This is a genomic window from Plantibacter sp. ME-Dv--P-095 (assembly GCF_030209365.1).
Lineage (GTDB): Bacteria > Actinomycetota > Actinomycetes > Actinomycetales > Microbacteriaceae > Plantibacter.
Genome location: NZ_JARVSB010000004.1, coordinates 155,661 through 175,931 on the forward strand (window position 1 = coordinate 155,661; position 20,271 = coordinate 175,931).

Sequence of the window (20,271 nt, forward strand, 5' to 3'; positions counted from 1 at the left end):
CGCCCGCGGGTCAGAACCTGGTCCGGTGCGACGGGGTCGTCAGCCTTCGAGGTAGACGGTCGGAAGCACCGGGTCTCCGCGCGTCAGGCTGACGGCGCGGGGCGGCAGTTCCGCGACCGAACGCTCGCGGTGCTCCCTCGCCTGCCGCGTTCCCGCGGCACCGAGGTACTGCTCGTCGACGAGACCGCCGACCACGAGCGGGACCATGAGCGGGCGTTCCGTATCGGCGTCGGCCGCCCCCTCGTGCTGACCGGCCGGCCCGTCGCCGAGGTAGATGCGCTCCTCCCGGGCGACGCCGTTGCGGTCGTAGGCGCGTGCCGCGGTCTTGCGGCCGCCGACGGTCGCCTTCTCGGCGGACTTCTTGGCGACGCTGATCCAGTCGCCCTGGTCGTCGCGGTGGGACACGAGTTTGTAGACCATCCCCATCGCCGGCGAGCCGGATCCGGTGACGACGGACGTCCCGACGCCGTAGGAGTCGACGGGTGAGGCGGCCAAGGCGGCGACGGCATGCTCGTCGAGGTCGTTCGTGACCGTGATGCGGGTCGTGGTGGCGCCGAGCTCATCGAGCAGTCGCCGCACCTGGTCGACGACGATCGGCAGGTCGCCGGAGTCGATGCGGACCGCGCCGAGCTCGGGCCCTGCGAGGCGCACGCCGAGCCGCACCGCCGCTTCGATGTCATAGGTGTCGACGAGCAGCGTCGTCCCCGCGCCCATCGTGTCGATCTGTGCCCGGAACGCGTCCTCCTCGGAGTCGTGCAGGAGGGTGAAGGAGTGTGCGGCGGTACCCATCGTCGGGATACCCCAACTGCGGCCGGCTTCGAGGTTGGACGTGGCGCTGAAGCCCGCGATGTAGGCGGCCCTGGCGGCGGCGATCGCCGACCGCTCACCGGTCCGGCGCGAGCCCATCTCGGCGAGGGGGCGTGTACCGGCGGCCGAGGTCATGCGTGCGGCCGCGGTGGCGACCGCGCTGTCGTAGTTGAAGACGCTGAGCGCGAGGGTCTCGAGGATGACGGCCTCCGCGAAGGTACCCTCCACGACGAGGATCGGCGAACCGGGGAAGAACACCTCGCCTTCCCGGTACCCCCAGACCGAACCGGAGAAGCGGTAGTCGGCGAGCCAGTCGAGTGCCGCCGTGCTGACCACGCCTTCCTCGCGCAGCCACTCCAGTTCCGCCTCGCCGAACCGGAACCGCTTGAGCAGTTCGAGGAACCGGCCGGTACCGGCGACCACCCCGTAGCGTCGTCCGCCTGAGAGCCTGCGGGCGAACAGCTCGAAGAGGCACTCCCGATCGGCGGTGCCGCGGTGGAGGGCGGCGTCCAGCATCGTGAGTTCGTAACGGTCGGTGAGGAGAGCTGAGGACTCGTGCACCCGTTCAGCCTAGCCGCGCGGGTGCACGGATCGCGGTGATCGGGCGGTCCGGCATGACGAGGGGTCATGCGGGGTAGGCTGGACCATCGTGAACGACGCACCCATCGGCATCTTCGACTCAGGCGTCGGCGGACTCACGGTGGCGAGAGCGGTCAGCGACCAACTCCCGGCCGAATCCGTGATCTACATCGGCGACACCGCCCATTCGCCCTACGGGCCGAAACCCATCGCCGACGTCCGACGGTATTCCCTCGAGGTGCTCGACACCCTCGTCGACCAGGGCGTCAAGATGCTCGTCATCGCGTGCAACACCGCATCGGCGGCGATGCTGCGCGACGCCCGCGAACGGTACTCGGTCCCGGTGGTCGAGGTCATCCAGCCGGCGGTCCGAACCGCGGTCCGCAGCACCCGTAACGGCCGCATCGGGGTCATCGGAACCGAGGGCACCATCAACTCGCGCGCCTATCAGGACCTGTTCGAGGTTAACCCCGAGCTGACGGTGTTCGGGCAGGCCTGCCCGCGGTTCGTGGAGTTCGTCGAGGCGGGTGTCACGACCGGTCCGGACCTCCTGGAGGCCGCGGAGGAGTACCTCGCACCGCTCCGGCACGCCGGGGTCGACACGGTCGTGCTGGGCTGCACCCACTACCCCTTCCTGAAGGGCGCGATCAGTTACGTGATGGGCCCGCAGGTGTCCCTCGTCTCGAGCGACACGGAGACCGCGAACGACGTGTACCGGGTCCTCGTCACCCGCGACCTGCTCCGCGACAGCGGCGAACCGCCCGCCCACCGGTACGAGGCGACGGGGAGCAGCGCCGACGACTTCATCGCCCTCGCCAACCGCCTGATGGGCCGGGAGATCTCAACGGTCTCGCTCGTCCAGACCGGCGTCATCGACCTTCCATCCCACCAGTTCGAGGAGCACATCCATGAGTGACATCCAGCGCGCCGACGGCCGCACCAACGACCAGCTGCGTCCCATCACCATCGAGCGGGGCTGGAGCGAGCAGGCCGAGGGCTCGGCGCTCATCAGTTTCGGGCGGACCAAGGTGCTGTGCACCGCGTCGTTCACGAACGGGGTGCCCCGGTGGCTGAACGGCAAGGGTCGGGGCTGGGTCACCGCCGAGTACTCCATGCTGCCGCGATCCACCAACGAGCGGATGGACCGTGAGGCGGTCAAGGGACGCATCGGAGGCCGGACCCATGAGATCTCCCGGCTCATCGGCCGCAGCCTCCGTGCCGTGATCGACACGAAGGCGCTCGGTGAGAACACGATCGTGATCGACTGTGACGTCCTGCAGGCCGACGGTGGCACGCGGACCGCCGCGATCACGGGCGCTTACGTGGCCCTCGCCGACGCCATCGAATGGGCGCGCGGGAAGAAGTTCATCTCGCAGAAGGCCGCACCACTCACGGACAGCGTCTCCGCCGTCTCGGTCGGGATCATCGACGGTGTCCCGATGCTCGACCTCGCCTATGTCGAGGACGTGCGCGCCGAGACCGACATGAACGTCGTGGTGACCGGAGGGGGCTCGTTCGTCGAGGTGCAGGGGACGGCCGAGGGGGCACCGTTCGACCGCCGGGAGCTCGACTCGTTGCTCGATCTGGCCGTCGGTGGTGCGGCGTCGCTCAAGGCGATCCAGTTCGAGGCCCTCGGCCGCTGATGTCCGTCGAGATCGTCCTCGCGACGCACAACCAGCACAAGGTCGAGGAGTTCCAGCGGCTGGTGAGCCTCGATGTGCCGGGCATCACGGTCCTCGGCTACGACGGCCCTGAGCCCGTCGAGGACGGGACGTCGTTCAGCGAGAACGCGTTGATCAAGGCCCGCGTGGCCGCCGCCCACACGGGCTCGATCGCCCTCGCGGACGACTCGGGGATCGGTGTCGACATCCTGGGTGGCGCGCCCGGCATCTTCTCGGCGCGTTGGGCGGGCTCGCACCACGACTCGTCGGCGAACCTCGCGCTCCTGCTCGATCAGCTGCGCGACGTGCGTGCGGAGCACCGTTCGGCATGGTTCGCCTGCCACCTCGCGCTCGTCGTGCCCGCGGGGATCCCGGGGACGGACCCCTTCGAGCATGTGGCGGTCGGAACCTGGCGTGGGGTGCTCGCCACGGAGCCGATCGGCACGAACGGCTTCGGCTACGATCCGGCCTTCATCCCCAGCGGCGACCACCGCACCGCGGCCCAACTGACACCGGCGGAGAAGAACGAGTCGAGCCACCGGGCGATCGCCTTCCGCGAACTGGTCCCGGTGTTGCGGGGCCTCCTGCCCGCGCCGGCGGCCGCCAACTGAGCATGATACTCAGGACCATTCCTATCTCGGCATGAACCCTTCCCGGGGCCCCGGGAAGCTCGTACGGTGGTCACATCATGGGTCACGATCACACGCACGCCGGCAGCGCCACCAACCGTTCGCGACTGGTGGCGGCGATCGCCATCATCGCGACCATCCTGGTCGTCGAGCTGGTCGGCGCGTGGGTGAGCGGTTCGCTGTCGTTGCTCGCGGACGCCGGGCACATGTTGTCGGATCTGACCGGGCTGGTCATCGCGCTCGTGGCGACGATCGTCGCTGCCCGACCGGCCACCGACCGCCAGACGTTCGGGTATCAGCGGGCCGAGGTGTTCGGGGCCCTGATCAACGCGTTGATCCTGATCGCCGTGGCCGTGTCGGTGCTCCTCGAAGGGATCGCGCGGCTCGTCGAACCTTCGTCGGGCGAGGTCCAGAGCCTGCCGATGCTGGTCGTCGCGGTCATCGGCCTCGTCGCGAACCTCGGGGCGCTCTGGATCCTCAGGGGAGGCCGTGAGTCCTCGATCAACATGCGCGGCGCGTACCTCGAGGTCCTCGGCGACCTCTTGGGGTCGATCGCCGTCATCATCGCCGCGGTCGTCATCCTGCTGACGGGGTTCGCCCAGGCGGACGCCATCGCGTCGCTCGCGATCGCCGCGATGATCGTGCCGCGCGCCTGGGCGTTGCTCCGCGACGTCGTCCACGTCCTGAGCGAGTCCGCGCCCTCCGACACCGACGTGCAGGAGATCAGGGACCACCTGATCGGGACGGACGGGGTCGTCGCCGTGCACGACGTCCACGTCTGGCAGATCACCTCCGGGCAGCCGGTGTTTTCCGCACACGTCGTCGTCGAGCAGCGGGTGTTCGCGCTCGGCGGGACGGGGGAGCTGCTCGACCGTCTGGGCTCGTGTCTTCACGACCACTTTGACGTGGAGCATTCCACGTTCCAGCTGGAGCCTGAGGAGCACGCCTCACACGAGGAGTCCCACCACCGCTGACCCGGCGCGGTGGCCGCGGTAGCGGGCGGGCGGTGCCGCCGGTGATCAGGCCGGGTCGTTGCCGCGGTCGCGGTTGAAGACGTCCTGGTCGGCCAGCTTGGAGGCCGCCGCGCGACGCTCCTCTTCGGAGATGGTGCCCTGGAGCGCCTTCGCCTTCCGGCTCGACTGGATGTAGTGCCACGTGGTCGGGATGAGGGTGAGGACGACCGCGCCGATGAGGATGACGTCGATGTAGTTCTGCACGAAGGTGGCGACCGGCGGGATGTAGCCGAGGAGATAGCCGAAGAACGTCAGACCGGCGCCCCAGATCAACGCGCCGATGAGGTTGTAGAGCGAGTACTTCTTGTAGTTCATGTGCCCGATGCCCGCGGCGACCGGCGCGAAGGTCCGGACGATCGGGACGAAGCGGGCCAGGATGACCGCGAGGGCGCCGAAGCGCTCGAAGAAGGCGTTCGTACGCTCGACGTTCTTGATGCTGAAGAGGCCGGACTCCTTGCGCTCGAAGACCTTCGGCCCGAGTTTGTGTCCGATCAGATAGCCGACCTCGCCTCCGAGGAACGCCGCGAATCCGATGGCGAGGCAGACCCACCAGATGTCGATCTCGATGACGCGCGCGGATCCGAACGCGAGGAGGCCGGTGATGACGAGGAGGGTGTCTCCGGGCAGGAGGAACCCGACGAGGAGGCCGGTCTCGGCGAAGACGATCGCGCACACGACGACCAGGGCCCACGGACCGACGGCCGTGATGATGCCCTCCGGGTCGAGCCAGGGGATGAGGGCGGTGTGGACCATGCGGAGCTCCTGCTGTCGGGGGAGGGATGGAACGGCGTACGACGGTGTCGCGTGCGGGAGAAGGGACTTGAACCCTCACGCTCGAAAGCACAGGAACCTAAATCCTGCGTGTCTGCCAATTCCACCACTCCCGCGGCTCGGCTCAGTCTACGGGAGCGAGGTCGGGAACGTCCTGTGCTTCGTGGCGCCGCGGCGGACGCTCCGACGCCCAGCAGAGCCGGTGCCGCGCCGTGTATGCTCGGCTCCATGCGAACGACGTGTGCAACGAGCTGGTGGCCCGCCTCCTAGGCGGACCGCGCACGTGCACACACGACGACTCGACCGCCTGACAGGGCGGTCGTTCTCGTTCGGAGGCCCTGTCGGATCGGTCCCAGCCTGAGGACACCACCATGACCACCCTGCTCAACCGCGTGCTGCACGCCGGCCCCGACTTCCCGTTCGCGGTGATCCGCCGCCACGGCAGCGACACCGTCGACCTTTACACCGGCGACGTCGTCGACGTCGACTCGCTCGCCGACATCCCGCTCGGAGCGGCCGGCGACGCACGCCGACCGGAGGTCCTCACCCTCGTGCCGTACCGACAGGTGCGTGAGCGCGGCTTCGCAGCGATGGACGACGGCGCGCCGCTGCGATGCCTCGTTGTCGAGGAACGGGAGTCGGTCGCCCTCGGCGAGTTGCTCGACCGGCTGCCGATCGACGTGGTCCCGCTGCTCGACGGCGGGTTCGACGTCTCCGACGAGGACTACGCGGCGATCGTCCGCCGCGTGATCGAGGATGAGATCGGCCGCGGTGAAGGCGCGAACTTCGTCATCCGCCGCGAGTTCACCGCGACGACCGAGGTGCCCGCCGAGCGCGCGGTCCTCGCCTGGTTGCGGGCGCTCCTCTCGGGGGAGACCGGAGCCTACTGGACGTTCGCCGTGCACACGCCGGGGGTCTCGATGGCCGGCGCGACGCCTGAGCGGCACGTCGCCGTCTCCCGCGACGCGTCGACGGGCGAGCGGACCGTGACGATGAACCCCATCAGCGGGACGTTCCGCCACCCGCGCTCCGGCGCGACCGGCGACGAGTTCCGCGCGTTCCTGGGTGACGTCAAGGAGACCGAGGAACTCTTCATGGTCGTCGACGAGGAGATGAAGATGATGAGCCGGGTCTGTGCATCCGGCGGACGCATCCTCGGGCCCTACGTCAAGCAGATGTCGCGCCTCACGCACACCGAGTACCTGCTGGCCGGAACGAGCGACCTCGACGTCCGGGAGGTGCTGCGGCTGACGATGTTCGCGCCGACGGTCACGGGGTCGCCCATGCAGAACGCCTGCGCCGTCATCGCCCGACACGAGCGCAACCCGCGCGGTTATTATTCGGGCGTCCTCGCGCTGTTCACCCCGATGGACGACGGCGACTACGAACTCGACGCCCCGATCCTCATCCGCACGGCCTACCTCGACGACGCAGGGCTCGTCCGGGTCCCCGCCGGGGCGACGCTGGTCCGGCATTCGGATCCCGTCTCCGAGGTGGCCGAGACGGCTGCGAAGGCGGCCGGTGTGCTCACGGCGCTCGGCGTCATGGCTCCGCCCGAGCTCGGCCCGACGGTCGACCTCGCCGCCGAGCCGGGGGTCGAGGAGGCGCTTCGGGCCCGCAACGAGCGGCTCGCACCCTTCTGGTTGCAGCCCCAGCACGCGGCGCCGACCGGTCCGTTGTCCGGCCGTTCCGCGATCATCGTCGACGCCGAGGACGAGTTCACCGCGATGCTCGCCCACCAACTTCGCCACTTCGGCATGACCGTCGACGTCGAGCACTGGTCGACGGTGAACGACTCGCGCTTGGACGCCGACCTGCTCGTCGCCGGACCCGGACCAGGCGACCCGCTCGACCTCGCCGAGCCCCGGGTCCGCCGCCTCCACGAGATCGTGTCAGCACGCCTCGCGGCCGGTGCCCCCCTCCTCGCGGTGTGCCTGAGCCACCAGGTGCTGGCGATCCAGCTCGGCCTGCCGATCGCCCGCCTCGACGCTCCTCGCCAGGGGCTGCAACTCGACCTCGACCTCTTCGGCGAGCAGTCGTTGATCGGGTTCTACAACACCTTCACGGCCCGCTCCTCGGGAGATGCGCCGGTGGGCGGGGTCGAGATCGCCGCGGACCCCGTCTCCGGCGACGTCTTCGCCATGCGCGGTCGCGGGTTCGCCTCGGTGCAGGGACACCTGGAATCGGTGCTGTCCAGGGACGGGCTCCGCACCCTCGGTTCGCTCGCAGGGCACGCGCTCGCCGGCGTGGCGTCAGGGGTGTCGGCTGCGCCGGTCGACGCCTGACCGCGTCCCGACGCCGCGCTCCGCGACCGCCTGGGGATAACTCCTCGAGGCGGTGTCAGGCGTCGGCCTGGTCGAGCATCGTGAACGGGGTGACGCCCGCGAGCTGTGGCCCGAGGCCGATGTCGATCAGCCGCACGTCTCCCGCGTAGGCGGAGCCGGGTGGGATGAGGAGTCCGGCCTTCACCGCGCCGAAGGTGACCGTGACCTCGGCCGGGAGGACGGCGCCCTCGGGCACGCTTCCCTCGTCGGGGTCGATGCCGCTCGGGACGTCCACGGCCACCACCGTGGGCCCGCCGGCGCTCTGCACGACCGGGAGGACGGCCTCGACGATCGCCTTGGGTGCGCCGCGGAGGCTCGGGTTCCGGCTCGCTCCGATGCCGAAGACCGCGTCCACCACGAGCGCCGCACCCTTCGCCTCGTCGGCGGTGTCGTCCGGTTCGGCGGGGGAGTTGACGAGGAAGCGCACGCCGGCCTCGACGGCGGCGGCGTAGCCGGCCTCGTGTGCGTGGTCGCCGGTGCGTGCGACGACGAGGTCGAGCGGTACCCCTCCGGGGCCCTCCGAGCCGGCCAGTTCAGCGGCGGCGAACAGGGCGTCCCCGCCGTTGTCGCCGGATCCCACGAGCAGGAGGATCCTCCAGGCCTCCGGCGCGGTGCCGTCGAGTCCCGCCGCGCGGTCCGCCAGGACGGCCCGCAGCTCCTCGGCGAGGCCGTGGGCGGCTCGCGCCATGAGCGGTTCACCCGCATCCAGCAGTGGTGCCTCGGCGGCTCGGACCTGGTCTGCGGTGTAGCCGTTCATCATGGCGCCCACTCTTCCCGCTGATCCTGTCGGCCGCAAGCGGTTGCGGTCGGGTCGTCTGCGGCCCGGTGTGGGTTCAGGCGAGGTCGAGTCGAAGCCCGGGGTGACCGGCGAAGACGTCGAGGATCAGCTCGAAGTACGTCGTTCCACGACCCGTGTCGAGGTCGTGCAGCTGCGCCGTGAGGCGGTCGGTGTCGAACGGAGCGCCTCGGTCGACCTTCTCCTGCAGCCAGGCACGGGTGGCCGCGACGCCGAGCGCGGCGCGACTGCGTTCGCACCCGGTCCAGATGAAGCGGACCTCGTCGAGATTGCGGAGCGCACCGATCCCGCCGTACAGGACGTCGTCGAGGGCATCGAGGCTCGGGCCGAGATCCCAGTCCTCATCCCGCATGAGCAGGGCGTTCATCACGTCGTAGAACGAGGCGATGTCGTGGATCTCGGACCCGTCGATGTGGAAGGTGGTCGGCACGATCCGAGCCTACCGAGCGGCCCCGGACACCCGGGGCGGTGGTGCTGTGGATAACTTCTGCGAGCTGCGGCCGGTGTTCGTCAGGATGGCGGCATGGGGACAGCGGTTGAGATCATCACGGCGCGCGTGCGTGACCGAGTGCGTGAGGAGTTCGGGGAGCCGGGTCGGCGTGGGGGAGGAGGTGCGTCGCTACAACGAGCGGGCGTTGAACGACACGACGCCGCTGATCGACGATGAGCACGGGATGACGAGCGAGGTGCTCGCCGCGGTGACGGGGTTCGGGGACTGGCGCTCCCGTTCGCAGCACCGCTTCCCGCGGTCGGGGCGGTGGCCGGAATCGTCCTCCGCGACCAGGTTGAATGGGTTGAGTCGCCTAACACTCACCGTAAGCGAGAGCACATCGAGTCGCACGAGTTCGTTCCCCTTGAGCACTGAACTCGACGTCCTGCGCAATCTCGTGGAGTGGTCGTTGACATTGATAGATGACGGACTGCCTCCGCAATTCTCTGCTGGCACGGCAGCTGTCTGGGTAGCCGCATTAGATGACGCACTGATGACTCAGCCGACGTATCGCGGTCGGCGCGACAAGCATCTCGACGGGCGAGTCGTAGACGGCCTGAGGCTCGCACGGAACGCTGTAGTGCATGGAGCGGTCCTCGCGACTGAAGCGGAGGGGATGAATTTCCCGCTGACGTTTCCGTTGGACTCTGGCCCTATGGTGTGGGTTCGTATGAGCGGCTGACCGCTCAATGGAAGCCGAAGGGGAACCCTTCAAGCATCAGATCGATGGGCGAGACTTCGCCAGCTTGGGCCTCGGAGCGACCGGCACGACTTTCCGCCGCGCCCGCAGCAGCGCTTCGTCCTTCGAGTTCTCCCGAACCGCCATCCGGCTCAGCATTCGCTGCTGGACCTCCGGAGTCCAGAAGATCTCAAGGAATTGACGCGACCGCGTGATCGCGGTGTAGAAGATCGCATGCGAGATTCGTTCCTCATTAGCATCAGTGATGACCACCTTCACTGAGTCGAACTCGAGTCCTTGCGCTTTATGGATGGAGACGGCGTAGGCGATCTGGAACGGGACGATGGTGGTTGTGGTGTCGTCGTCATCATCGGTATTGCCGCGCTCCACGATGTCGAACTGCACCACCGACCCGCCGAGCCAGCGGATGTCGAGCAGAAACATGAAGTCCGAGGCGTTCAGCGTACGGTCGATTTCGACGTCAAAGGTGATCTGTCCCTTCGACTTGGCGATATCGACGATCGTGCCCTTGAGGTTGTTGTAGAGGATGCCGCCGAAGCGGCTTGTCTCGTTGAACAGCACCGGGTCTCCCACCTTGAATGTGGACTCACCCCACTCGACTGCAGGGCTGGGATTGCTCGCCTGCAGGAAGCGGTTGACGTTGTTGATGCCGTACAGCCCGTCGTAGTTCAGGCACAGCACAATTTCGTCAGGGCGGCGTGCCTGAAATAGCGAATCACCGAGGATCGTCGCGTATTTGTTCTTCGACATCGATTCCTCGATCTTGTCGTCGAGGTTGCGGACACGATCCCAGAAAGTCAGCAGGGCGGGGTCGCTGGTGCGGAAGGGCTTAGTAAGTTCGAAGACAGACTCGGTTGGCAGGTACGACCGTATGGTCGAGAACCAGTTTCCAAACTCGATCGACTCGATTTGGTAGACGTCGCCCACGAGAACTAGCAGATCGAACGAGGTCGTCTCGAGAACCCTAAGCAGACTGGCGTTGCTAACAGTGCTGCACTCGTCAATGACCACAAGGCCGTAGTGCCTGCCTGTTGGCTTTTTCGTGTGGCTCGCGATGGTGCTGAACTCTGAATTCGACGCCGTCACCCGCCTCTTGAGATTGTCCACAGCGGGGTTAGTATGTGCCAGGAAGAGTTTCGAGTGCCCGTCCAAGTAGTTCGCAATGAGATCAACCATTGTGGTCTTGCCGGTCCCTGCGGCTCCGTAGATCAATGCCACCGTGGACTTGTCGAAAAGACCCCGCAGGGCGTCGCCCTTAAGTGGGTCGGTGATCATCCCGGGATTCGCTGCGATCCATGTCGTGGCGTCAGCGGTGTGATTTAGGACTCCCGCGCCGACGATCCCCTGAAGCTGGTCGATGATCGAAACCGTGCCGTCTTCGTAGCCCACCATGAACACGTGGCCCATGTCGCGCTTAAGCTTCCTGGGGGCATGGTTCGCAGTGGGCGGCAGCAGGTTGTTGTACTTCGTGATCAGTGCATCGAGATCACCGAAGTGAGTCAACTCGGTCTCCGGCGTGTAGATCGCGGCATGCTGCTCGACGTTGGTATTGATTCGCCGCGCAAGCAGTTCGTGCTTTCGCGACGCCGCGTCGAAAGTCTCCATCAAGTCCCCGAAGTTCGTGCCGTGCTTCCTCGGGCTCGTGCAGAACGGCATCGTGTCGAACGGCTTGCTCTGAGAGTTGATGTAGAGGTTCGACATCCAACCGGCGGGTGCATCCTGGTACTGCGCCTTGATGACCTCATTCCGCATTCGCAAGAGTAGATAGCGGAGCACGCGAGACCCACCGGCGTTCCGCCGGATAAGCGTGCGTGACCTGTCAAGAAGTTCGAATATCTGGGGTGTGCCCTTTGTCTTGCTCAATGCCCAGGCTCGGATGCGCTGGTAGTCGGCGTCCTCGAGGTCGATGAGGTCTAGCAGGCTCGATCGCGTGGTTGTGAGGTACTGCATCAGGCTTACGTACTCGCTCTGCGAGGTGCTCACCTTGCCCGAGGCGGGTCCGAAAAGTCGCGCGAAGTTGTCGAGTTCGCACGGTCGAATGGAGACCGCCCACGTCCGGATCACCGTTACTGGCATTGTCTCGCTGAACACGTTGATGGACCCGATCGCGAGTTCGAGTTGAGCGGCGTACTTATCCGTCATGTCGATGTCAGTGAAGGCAATGTTGCGATCGAACTTGCTGGTCCGGTTATGGGCCAGTGAGAAGGTGACCTCGTAGTAGATGCGTCCCTGCACGAAGAACGGCCGCGAGTGGTGGATGTAGTACCGCTCAGTTCGCTGGGTCGGAACGAGCGTGCCGTTCATGGTGTCCACGAGGGCCGCGATCTTCTCGTGATATTCGCGAAGGGCAGGGTCGGTGTTGAGAGGGAACTTGTGCAAATTGCCCAGGATCGCGATGCCGAAGTGTGATTTCGCGAGATCACGGGTACGAAGCAAGTACTCGTAGTACTTGAGCATTAGCCGTTCGGAGGGGTCTTCGCCCAGCGTGTAGTGCGAAACGCTCGCCTGAAGCTGATCGTGGAACCGGCTCAACAGTCGGTACTTCGCGGCGGCCCTAACGACAGCAGACGCCGCTCCCACTTGGTTGTAGTCGAAGACATCGGTGGGCTTTCGGTTCGCAGCCCAGACGATTAGACCCTCTACGAGGTTGCGAAGCTGCTGGAGCACGTTCTGTGACAGGAACCCGCGATCACTTGTCAGTGAGTCGATGTTCTTGACGATCACATCGCTGGCGTCACGCACTTGCGCTTCAATGGTCGCCATTGCCTCCTGCTTTCGAGGCGCGCGTGGCTCGCCCGTATGTACCGATGTGCTTCCACGATTGTATCGAGCGGTCCTCAGTACGAGAGAGCTGTACCCGGTGGAGGTTTGGCGCCTGAAGGGGGCGCTTCCGGCTAGTCGTCGTTTGACAGATGCCAGCCGTGCTCGCGATGACGCGTCTCGGGCGGGTTCTCGCGCGCATAGGCCTCGTTCGCGCGGCGCGCGATCTCACGGTCATAGCGATGCAAGTCGTTGTAGAGCAGCCTTGACTTCTTCATTACGTCGGTTGTGACGTAGCGCTGCCTCACTTCTTCGCGCTCCGCTTCGAGTTCGTCGTTGGACAGCTGGCCGAGGCTGCCCAGCGCTCGCGAAATCGAGTCGAAGATCCCCATGCGTGGATGCTGTCACCTTTCGGTGCTGGTGTCCTCGTCGTCTTCATCTAACTCCTCGTTCTCGTCGGAGAGGATCTCGTCGATCGACAGGGTGATCGCCGTTGGATCAGCACTGGTTGCCTCGTAAGCGAGGAAGTCGCTGAGTGATTCGCGCTGTTCCTCTTCCAGCGTGAGGGTGAGCGGGATGCTCGCCTGCAGCAGGTCGGCCATGAGGAGGACACAATCCGGCCCGAACTTGGCTGGATGCGAGTCTGCGTGCACCAATCTGGTCCGTACAGACAGTCATCTCACCGAGTTAGCCCGGTCGGCTAGTTCGCTGCGAGAAAGCGCTGCCCTAGCGCCCGTCCCTCTCGCGCGATCGATGATGGAGCGCGCCTCTCAGATCGACAGCATCGTCAGCGAATCGCGCCAGCCAAGTATTGCGAGTTTGGACACGCATGATGTCTGACGCACAGGTGCCGGCGGACTCGGAAATACGCGGGGAAGGAGACCTCGTGAGGCGAGCGATCATGGAGGCGATGCAACGGATAGCGCGTGGACGTCCAGAACACATTCGTGCGGGAGCGGTCTCGGTGAAGGATCTCGCTGCTGAAGCACGAGTGGGGCGACACCATCTATATCAGACGCATAGCGATCTACGAGCGCGGTTCAATGCTCTGATGGCTGATGATCAAGGTGTTGACGTTGTTCGCGCTCGAGAGCTGCTGATCAAGGCCACTGCAGAGACGAAGCGCCTTGGTGATCTGCACAAACGAGCGAGGGCAGACGCTATGAGTTGGAAAGCTACTTGTGGAGTGCTAAGTCGAGCCGTGAATGTCTTGCAGGAAGAGTTGCGACAGGAGCAATTGAAATCCGAAAGGCTCGCGCGGCAACTCGGCCGCTTACCGAGTCCCATCGTACCGATTCGACCGACGAGCTGAACTCGAACGAAGTTTGCGCAGATGCAATCTGCCATTGTCCCCACGCTATGCCAATGCGCACCAACCGACGTCATCGTGCAGGGTGCTCTGAACCAGCTCCACCAAGAGCTACCGCCGGGCAGCCTCAGCTTTTGCCGTCGCTTCTCATTCATGTAGCAGGGTCATGAAAACAACACGACTTAGGTAGGTCGATGGTTGGGATCGATTGCCCACCGGCCACTCGCTACACGCTGTCGACCAGCTTGATCCAGCTGACGGCGGAGTGATGAAGCCCGCTCCGAGCCCGCGTATCGTTCGCAGGGACCGTAGGGTCGTCATGTGAGTATCTCGTCGCGTCCCCGCACAAACGTCCACGGTCCGGTGTTTATCTCCTATAGGCAGTCAGACGGCACAGCGATAGCGACGGAAGTGTCACGCCAGCTTCGTGCTTCGGGAGTTCCGGTATGGCGGGACGAGGACGATCTGCCGCCTGGAGACACGCTCGAGCGCTTGGCCGAAGCACTCGAGGCGGGAATCTCCGGAGCAGTGCTGGTCGTCACCGCTGACATCGTCGACAGCACCGTGGTGCGCGATACGGAGCTGCCGCAGCTGCTCGAGCTGCATCGCAATAGCGATTTCGCGCTCCAGATCGTTAACGATGTTGAGGATGAGCTCGGCGTGGTCGACTACTCGGCTCCTGATCGCTTGCTCGCCCGGCCCACCGGTGATCTGAAGGGGATCGATCAGCAGCCGACTAGGACGGCGGGCTTGCGGGCGGTTGCACGCGCTCTCGCAGAAGTGCGCGTGGGTCGGCATCGTGACGCCGGCCTGATTGCGGGAACGTTGCCCTTGTCGCTGCAAACTCGAAACGTCGGGCGGGCAGCTGACTGCACGGATGCTGTCCTTGATCTGCGGTTCGAGGCCGGAGAGGACAGGCTGCCTGCCCTTTCGGCGCTTGATGACCTCCGCACAACAGCAGCCATGCTGCCCATGTTGGTGACAATCAGTGGTGCGGGAGCTGTCGATCTCGTGGGAGGCGCGCATCTGTCCGTTGCCTTCGGACTCGGTTCGTCACTTCCTGCGACGCGGGTGGCCGCGTTGCGTGTGCGGCAAGACGACGACAGTCCGTGGTGGGGGCCGGCGTCTTCGGTCCCAAGACTGCCGCGGCGCGCTCTGCGCGTCAAACGACGCCGGGGCAGAGGTTTGGCGGACGCTGGTATTGCTGTGTTCGTGGATCTCGTCGAAAACCCCGATAGTGACCGGGCTTTCAAGGACTTCTGGAAGAAACGGCGCCGCGACTTCGCGAGTCGTCTCGTGATCACTCGGCGACGACGATCGTGGATGTCGGCGCAGGAAGGCACCGGCGTCACCCATGCCGTCATGACGGCGATCCGGCGTGAGTGGGGTAGACGGGGCAACGGCGAAGTGCACTTGTTTCTGAGGGTGCCGTTTCCGATGGCGGTGCTGATGGGTCATCTGAGCAACACGCTTGACGCTGTCGTTTACGAGTGGGGTGACAAAGGGTATGTGCCGGTGGCGCGGGTCAAATCTGGGTCCGGTGAGGGCGCGGTGCGTTTGACGCTGCGAGCGGAAGGATCATCGTAGATCGTCACCGGCAAACGAATGAGGGTCGTCGGGGACACCGACCAGCAAGCTACTAAGAGCTTGTCCGATGTTGGTCGTGCGATCACGCTGAGAAAGCGTTCGAACCTCAGTTCCGGGTCGTCAAGGTGACGGTGGTACGTCGCGAGATCGGTAGGGCTTGGGGCCAGACCTGAGCGTGGGTGCGTGTGCCATTCCCCAATCCATTCCGACCGGTCTTGCTCCCAAGCCTCTGCGGCGAGAGCTTGCGCGGTTCGTAGGTCGCGCAAGAACGCAGCCGGACGGTGGGTCGCGCTCGGGCCGGGTGGACCGAGCACGGTCACATCGAATTGTTCCGCGGACGTGCTGCCGAGCACGATGCCGCCGGTCTCATACCCATGTGTGACGGATCGTGCCAAGCGGTCCATTTCATCCCATTGAGTTCGGGGAATGGTCACGGCACCTGGCAGGCTATTCACTGGGCCGAACATGTCGCGCATCCTGTTCGAGGCGCCGGCACGGTGTCCCACCGGGCTTCCCCGGCCATAGTGACGTCGTATGGGGCGGGGAGTTCGCGTGTGGGTTGCAATCCTAGGACCAGGTGCTCACCGGGCAGCCGTTGGGAAGCGTCGCCGTGCCGAGACTCGAGAACGGTGGCGGTGACGACTTTAGCTGCGAAGTCCCCGACGAGCCGCAGGTCGTGGGGTGTTGCGGTCATTGGTTTGTGAGGATCCCCGGTGCCGTAGGCACGTTCTTGGTTCGCCTCCGGGTCAAGGGAGCCAGCCTCTCGCAGCGCTGCGCGATGGCACAGCAGACAACCGAATTTCGTCCCTGGTCTGGAGCGCAGGATTTCGCCAATCGCGCCGTCTTCGAGTACACAGGCGAACACGGCAGGGATGCTGGTCAGCCGTGCAATGTGATTCACCGTGCGGCGTGGCGCGATGCCGTCTGCAGCGCACAGGACCGCATCGCTCTCCATGAGTAAAGCGTGCAGTTTTTCCGCGTGTTCGACGACGTCAAGACGGTGCGCGGTGATCTGGGTGACTATCGAATCGTCAAACACCCGAGAAGTGTCATCGAGGGAGGCCTTGAGCGCATCGACTTTGAATCGGCCGACGCTTTCCGGTCCCAGCTGATGCCGAACGAGATTGTGCCAAAGCAGTCGATCGGGATCAATGAGCTGGATGCGTCCGTAGCCGAGGTGCGCTAGCGCGGTGGCAGCGGTGCTACCAATGCTGCCGACGCCCACCACGGTGACGGTGTTCTGCTGCAGAGCCTGCGAGTTTGGCAGTTGACTCAGGCCGAATGTGTCCGGTTCTACCTGTACCTCGAATGGAGTGACGCCGTCGCGGGCCACGACCCAGCCGGTGAATTCAGGGGCGCCCAATGCTCGAACGGTATCCGGGAGCTGAGTGTGCTGTGCGATGACCAGGCCGAGAAGCTCACCGGGATCCCGGACACCGGGGATGAGATCGTGGAACGTGTTGAACGGGATCACTGCCCCGGGCCGCCGGCCGAGGTAGAGGAACGTCAATGCAAGACGGTCATCGACTGTCCGGGCCCATTGCCCGACGATCGACGTGTCGCCCCAGTTCAAGGCAGTGTATTCACTCGGCACGCGCACCGCGATCCGTGTGCCGTCGCGGACGTCGACTCGATCAGCGACGAACCGTTCGTCGGCGTCCGCACGTCGCAACCTGACGCCGCCGCCGCGCGCGTCTGATTCGCGGATGAGTCGTGCGGCGTCGGCTGTCAAGACAACGAAGGGCACGCTACACCCTCTTGGATGTGAGCGCTCCGCTGACGGTCTGCGCGGCGGCGGTGATCACGGCGTCGAAACTGGGGTCCGAGACGATGCCGCGTTCAGTCATCCGCTCGATGGCGTTCGCGTGCATCAGCGCGTATTCGATACGCCACCCGGCGGCTTTGGTCAAGAGCTCCGTGATGCTCGCTGCCGGGTCCCAGAAGCCGTCCGATTGGAACAGGCACAATGACTGTCCCGGAGCGACGTGCCACACGGTGTCGGAGACCTCCTGCAACTGCGGTTCCGGATCGATTGGGTAGAGCGTGGGCGCGACAACCGGGTGCGCGGACGAACACACAACAAGCACGGACAGGGGGGAATCCACCAACGTGTCGAGACCTTCGGGGCGAGTCCGGTCGAAGGGCCAGAGCGGGATCGGGCCGAACCAACCACAATTCGGTGCGTGGGTGCTTCCCACTGGCAGGAACTCGAGCTCGGGTGCGAACGCCGACACCTCGCGCAGGTCGCGTTCCAGCCTGCGAGGGTCCCAGTCTGGCCAGCGGGCGCTCGTGCTGCCGCAGTTGCTCATCCTTGCGGACTGTCACGAACCGGTCGCGGCCGGTCCGACGTCATTGCGCCACTTGAGGCTGCGATCGTCGGGAAGTCGCTGCCGAATATACCCGCCCACTTGAGCGACGCGAGAGCATCATTGTTCTCCGCCTGCGCGGCGAGTGCGGCCTGCGCCGCCAATGCGGCGTCGCGCAGGGCATCGCCAAATGCCACCGTCTCGAGTTCGGGTTGAATCGGTCCGCACAGCCCTGCCGGGTCATCGATGCTCTCCCCGCTCTCAACCGCATACGCGGCGGCGGCAAAGAAGGCGGCGAGGGCCCCTGGCTGGCTGTTTCGATTCGTGGGCAGGTGATCAAGCGCGAGTACTTCTATGGTCAACGACTTCACCTTGAACGGCCGGTCAGCTCCCCACCGTTTCAGCATGCGCACGGATCCTGCCCATTTGTTCCACGCCGCGTGCCGTTCGCGGCTGGCCTCGATGAGCAACTCCGGGTCGGAATCCACCCACGCCTCGGCCAGAGCTTCGGGGATGCGGATGCCACCGTCTTGCCTGAATGCTGGCATGACGTCCACGGTGAAGCCGTTGTCATCCTCGGGATCATCGAGGAAGCACTTCACTGCATGGTTCCTCGGTGATGCTCGCCGCACCAGTTGCGCGTGTGTACCGTCGGTTGCTCCCAGCAAACGGTGCACTACCTGGCCTGTGTAGGTTAAGGCGTCCGATGCGGAGGATCCGGGCTGATCCCAATCTGGGTGTACATCGCGGTCGAAGACGACGACGAGGTCGACGTCGTGTATCGGCGCCTTGTGTGTGCCCCGCGCGAGAGAGCCGGAAGCGATGACCTCCGTCACATCCGTTTCGCCCAGTAGCGCCCGTTCAAACACTCTGCGGCGTTCCCGGGCCTCGGATACTTGTTCCGCGGAGGCATCGACAACCTGTCGGAACGTTGCGAATGAATTTAAGATGGACACGTTGCCTCCGGCGTGATCAGCTGACTATCAGCCTATGGCGAACCTCCGACACCGTCTCAGGCACGCGCAACACTCTGATTGTGATTTCCGCAATGCATGTGTCTCATGTGCAGCGGTCAGAAGCGTTTCAAACGCGTGATGCGCAGGCCACCGTCCAAGCATCATCACCTTGTTGATGCTGCGCACAGCCCAGGCGTCAGCGACGTATGAAAAGCCGGTTCGCCTGGCTATTCAGTCGCTGTACGGGTTTGGGGTGCGACTGTGAGCGCCGACTCTTCGAGTGTACGGATGTCCTCGGGGGCGTAGCTCGTAGTGACAGCGCCGTCCGCACCGTCGACCTCGACCCTCACGGTGTACCGACCGGTCACGGTCTCTCCGACGATGGTGCCGAGCGACTCGTGACGGCCGAATAGGACTCTGACGCGTCCACCCGCCTTCGGCTCGATGGGACTGGAGCGCCGTACGCGGCGACTCGTGGCTGTGCGGTGTTGAGCCATGATGAATTCCTCCTCACCATGGGGCGATGCCCGTGGCACGACTTAAGTATGCGCTTGTCGTGCGCTCGAGCGCTACCGCAAACTTCGAGAATCGACCACGCATCACTTTGAACGTGTTCAACGTGAGCGGATGGATGGCATGGGCTGCGGCGATCTTGACCGGGTCATTATGCGCGATGCCGTTCCGTGCATCGTTGAGCCAGGTTAGTCGAGCGTTCCAGTCGGCCTTCCCCTTCGTGCCTGGATAGGCGAGTTCGAGGTCGGGCCAGATGGGCTGTCCGAACTTTGCCCAATCTGCTCCTATGTTTCCGGGTCCGGCGTTGCCGGCGTCCAATTTTCGATTAGAAAGAAGCTCGGACCGGAAAGCTTCGCGAAGATCTGCGCTCGGCACCTGGGCCGGGATGCAAACGGCCTCGACTGCCTCGTCGTGAAGATCGCGACAGAACCCCTGCACTTCGGCTGCAAGGCGAAGGAACAACGCATGGTTGAGCTCGGTCACGTCTCGCGGCCGGCCCGCTAGTCCTCCTGTGACGGCGAGATGGACCCGTGACATTCGGTCCAGAGCGGCCGCTCGGTCCGCGCTCCACTTCTGGAGTGATTTTGAGCTCATGAGGAGGAACCTAGCATCAGTCGGATCTATGGCGCCGATTTGGATAGCGATGACTTCGCGGAAGCGAGGCCAACTGTGTGAATTGTGTCGCGGCCTATTCGGTGGATCCGGAAGTGACTAGTCGGTCGTCGAATCGACGACGAAGGGCTGGCCTGCCAAGATGTGACTATGGTTCAGCGCATTGTCACAACGCTTGTCGACGACATCGATGGAACGGAACTCCCTGTGGGTGAGGGGGGGCGATCCAGTTCGGCATAGATGGGCGAAGTTATGAGATCGACTTGTCCGATGAGAATGTGACTGAACTGCGTCGGTCGTTGCAGCCTTTCGTTTCGGTGGCCCGGAAGATCACGCCGGCGCGTCGGCGTCGCCGATGACCTGTGCGAGGGCCGACGCAGCCTGAGTTGGCCGCTGCTCCGGGTAGCCGACGATGTCGTCTCGGTGCCACCAGTCGGCCTTCCGCGCATAGAACCGCG

Annotated in this window: 19 protein-coding genes and 1 tRNA gene; 7 read left to right on the plus strand and 13 right to left on the minus strand. The window is 65.0% G+C overall.

From position 1 onward, the window contains the following. Nucleotides 1-39 precede the first annotated feature (39 nt). Nucleotides 40-1,368 (minus strand): nicotinate phosphoribosyltransferase, encoded by a 1,329-nt coding sequence (locus QRN26_RS05865; protein ID WP_285035854.1) that lies wholly within the window; start codon nt 1,366-1,368, stop codon nt 40-42. An 88-nt stretch (nt 1,369-1,456) separates the two neighbouring features. Here QRN26_RS05865 and murI point away from each other — a divergent pair, with 88 nt between their 5' ends. From murI to QRN26_RS05885, 4 genes are all read left to right on the plus strand, one after another. Beyond that, entirely contained in the window at nt 1,457-2,302 is an 846-nt protein-coding gene (gene murI, locus QRN26_RS05870) for a glutamate racemase (RefSeq protein WP_285035855.1), read from the plus strand. Further along, the gene (gene rph, locus QRN26_RS05875) at nt 2,295-3,029 is read left to right on the plus strand and encodes a ribonuclease PH (protein WP_056778236.1); all 735 of its coding nucleotides are present in this window, start codon (nt 2,295-2,297) and stop codon (nt 3,027-3,029) included. Before murI ends, rph begins: the two co-directional genes overlap by 8 nt. Then, nucleotides 3,029-3,658, plus strand: a complete 630-nt coding sequence (locus QRN26_RS05880) for a non-canonical purine NTP pyrophosphatase (RefSeq protein WP_056778234.1) — start codon at nt 3,029-3,031, stop codon at nt 3,656-3,658. The genes rph and QRN26_RS05880 overlap by 1 nt, the downstream gene beginning before the upstream one ends. Before the next feature lie 77 nt (nt 3,659-3,735). Next, on the plus strand, nt 3,736-4,650 hold the full coding sequence (locus tag QRN26_RS05885) for a cation diffusion facilitator family transporter (protein WP_056778231.1): 915 nt from the start codon (nt 3,736-3,738) through the stop codon (nt 4,648-4,650). A gap of 45 nt (nt 4,651-4,695) precedes the next feature. Here QRN26_RS05885 and QRN26_RS05890 read toward each other — a convergent pair whose 3' ends face one another. Both QRN26_RS05890 and QRN26_RS05895 read right to left on the minus strand, forming a co-directional pair. Further along, nucleotides 4,696-5,442, minus strand: a complete 747-nt coding sequence (locus QRN26_RS05890; RefSeq protein ID WP_056778227.1) for a DedA family protein — start codon at nt 5,440-5,442, stop codon at nt 4,696-4,698. A gap of 52 nt (nt 5,443-5,494) precedes the next feature. Next, nucleotides 5,495-5,576 (minus strand) — tRNA-Leu (locus QRN26_RS05895). A gap of 255 nt (nt 5,577-5,831) precedes the next feature. Here QRN26_RS05895 and QRN26_RS05900 point away from each other — a divergent pair. After that, nucleotides 5,832-7,745 (plus strand): anthranilate synthase family protein, encoded by a 1,914-nt coding sequence (locus QRN26_RS05900; RefSeq protein WP_056778224.1) that lies wholly within the window; start codon nt 5,832-5,834, stop codon nt 7,743-7,745. Nucleotides 7,746-7,800: 55 nt separating this feature from the next. Here QRN26_RS05900 and QRN26_RS05905 read toward each other — a convergent pair whose 3' ends face one another. From QRN26_RS05905 to QRN26_RS05925, 5 genes are all read right to left on the minus strand, one after another. Continuing rightward, nucleotides 7,801-8,544: an NAD(P)H-hydrate epimerase gene (locus QRN26_RS05905; RefSeq protein WP_285035856.1), complete on the minus strand. Its 744-nt coding sequence runs from the start codon at nt 8,542-8,544 to the stop codon at nt 7,801-7,803. A gap of 73 nt (nt 8,545-8,617) precedes the next feature. Next, nucleotides 8,618-9,010: a barstar family protein gene (locus QRN26_RS05910; RefSeq protein ID WP_285035857.1), complete on the minus strand. Its 393-nt coding sequence runs from the start codon at nt 9,008-9,010 to the stop codon at nt 8,618-8,620. Nucleotides 9,011-9,788: 778 nt separating this feature from the next. Beyond that, nucleotides 9,789-12,533: an ATP-dependent DNA helicase gene (locus QRN26_RS05915; protein ID WP_285035858.1), complete on the minus strand. Its 2,745-nt coding sequence runs from the start codon at nt 12,531-12,533 to the stop codon at nt 9,789-9,791. A 131-nt stretch (nt 12,534-12,664) separates the two neighbouring features. Further along, nucleotides 12,665-12,922 (minus strand): hypothetical protein, encoded by a 258-nt coding sequence (locus tag QRN26_RS05920; RefSeq protein WP_285035859.1) that lies wholly within the window; start codon nt 12,920-12,922, stop codon nt 12,665-12,667. A gap of 12 nt (nt 12,923-12,934) precedes the next feature. Further along, the gene (locus QRN26_RS05925) at nt 12,935-13,132 is read right to left on the minus strand and encodes a hypothetical protein (RefSeq protein ID WP_285035860.1); all 198 of its coding nucleotides are present in this window, start codon (nt 13,130-13,132) and stop codon (nt 12,935-12,937) included. 1,070 nt (nt 13,133-14,202) lie between these two features. Between QRN26_RS05925 and QRN26_RS05930 the strand changes: the two genes are divergently transcribed. Further along, nucleotides 14,203-15,426 (plus strand): SAVED domain-containing protein, encoded by a 1,224-nt coding sequence (locus QRN26_RS05930; protein WP_285036071.1) that lies wholly within the window; start codon nt 14,203-14,205, stop codon nt 15,424-15,426. Here QRN26_RS05930 and QRN26_RS18905 read toward each other — a convergent pair. The 5 genes from QRN26_RS18905 to QRN26_RS05950 all read right to left on the minus strand — a co-directional run bounded on the left by QRN26_RS18905 (nt 15,324) and on the right by QRN26_RS05950 (nt 19,684). Next, entirely contained in the window at nt 15,324-15,902 is a 579-nt protein-coding gene (locus tag QRN26_RS18905; RefSeq protein ID WP_350223911.1) for a M67 family metallopeptidase, read from the minus strand. The genes QRN26_RS05930 and QRN26_RS18905 overlap by 103 nt on opposite strands. Then, entirely contained in the window at nt 15,878-17,173 is a 1,296-nt protein-coding gene (locus tag QRN26_RS05935) for a HesA/MoeB/ThiF family protein (protein ID WP_285035862.1), read from the minus strand. The genes QRN26_RS18905 and QRN26_RS05935 overlap by 25 nt, the downstream gene beginning before the upstream one ends. A gap of 1 nt (nt 17,174) precedes the next feature. Beyond that, entirely contained in the window at nt 17,175-17,735 is a 561-nt protein-coding gene (locus QRN26_RS05940; RefSeq protein WP_285035863.1) for a hypothetical protein, read from the minus strand. Then, nucleotides 17,732-18,688, minus strand: a complete 957-nt coding sequence (locus QRN26_RS05945) for an SMODS domain-containing nucleotidyltransferase (RefSeq protein WP_285035865.1) — start codon at nt 18,686-18,688, stop codon at nt 17,732-17,734. The genes QRN26_RS05940 and QRN26_RS05945 overlap by 4 nt, the downstream gene beginning before the upstream one ends. Nucleotides 18,689-19,198: 510 nt before the next feature. Then, complete coding sequence (locus QRN26_RS05950) at nt 19,199-19,684, minus strand: hypothetical protein (protein WP_285035866.1); 486 nt, start codon at nt 19,682-19,684, stop codon at nt 19,199-19,201. A gap of 365 nt (nt 19,685-20,049) precedes the next feature. Between QRN26_RS05950 and QRN26_RS18910 the strand changes: the two genes are divergently transcribed. Beyond that, nucleotides 20,050-20,172 (plus strand): Lsr2 dimerization domain-containing protein, encoded by a 123-nt coding sequence (locus tag QRN26_RS18910; protein WP_350223915.1) that lies wholly within the window; start codon nt 20,050-20,052, stop codon nt 20,170-20,172. Nucleotides 20,173-20,271: the final 99 nt, after the last annotated feature.

Coding starts and splice junctions, on each gene's coding strand:
- rph (WP_056778236.1), top strand. CDS start 2,295: ATGAGTGACATCCAGCGCGCCGACGGCCGCACCAACGACCAGCTGCGT.
- QRN26_RS05880 (WP_056778234.1), top strand. CDS start 3,029: ATGTCCGTCGAGATCGTCCTCGCGACGCACAACCAGCACAAGGTCGAG.
- QRN26_RS05885 (WP_056778231.1), top strand. CDS start 3,736: ATGGGTCACGATCACACGCACGCCGGCAGCGCCACCAACCGTTCGCGA.
- QRN26_RS05890 (WP_056778227.1), bottom strand. CDS start 5,442: ATGGTCCACACCGCCCTCATCCCCTGGCTCGACCCGGAGGGCATCATC.
- QRN26_RS05900 (WP_056778224.1), top strand. CDS start 5,832: ATGACCACCCTGCTCAACCGCGTGCTGCACGCCGGCCCCGACTTCCCG.
- QRN26_RS05905 (WP_285035856.1), bottom strand. CDS start 8,544: ATGATGAACGGCTACACCGCAGACCAGGTCCGAGCCGCCGAGGCACCA.
- QRN26_RS05915 (WP_285035858.1), bottom strand. CDS start 12,533: ATGGCGACCATTGAAGCGCAAGTGCGTGACGCCAGCGATGTGATCGTC.
- QRN26_RS05920 (WP_285035859.1), bottom strand. CDS start 12,922: ATGGGGATCTTCGACTCGATTTCGCGAGCGCTGGGCAGCCTCGGCCAG.
- QRN26_RS05925 (WP_285035860.1), bottom strand. CDS start 13,132: ATGGCCGACCTGCTGCAGGCGAGCATCCCGCTCACCCTCACGCTGGAA.
- QRN26_RS18905 (WP_350223911.1), bottom strand. CDS start 15,902: ATGCGCGACATGTTCGGCCCAGTGAATAGCCTGCCAGGTGCCGTGACC.
- QRN26_RS05940 (WP_285035863.1), bottom strand. CDS start 17,735: ATGAGCAACTGCGGCAGCACGAGCGCCCGCTGGCCAGACTGGGACCCT.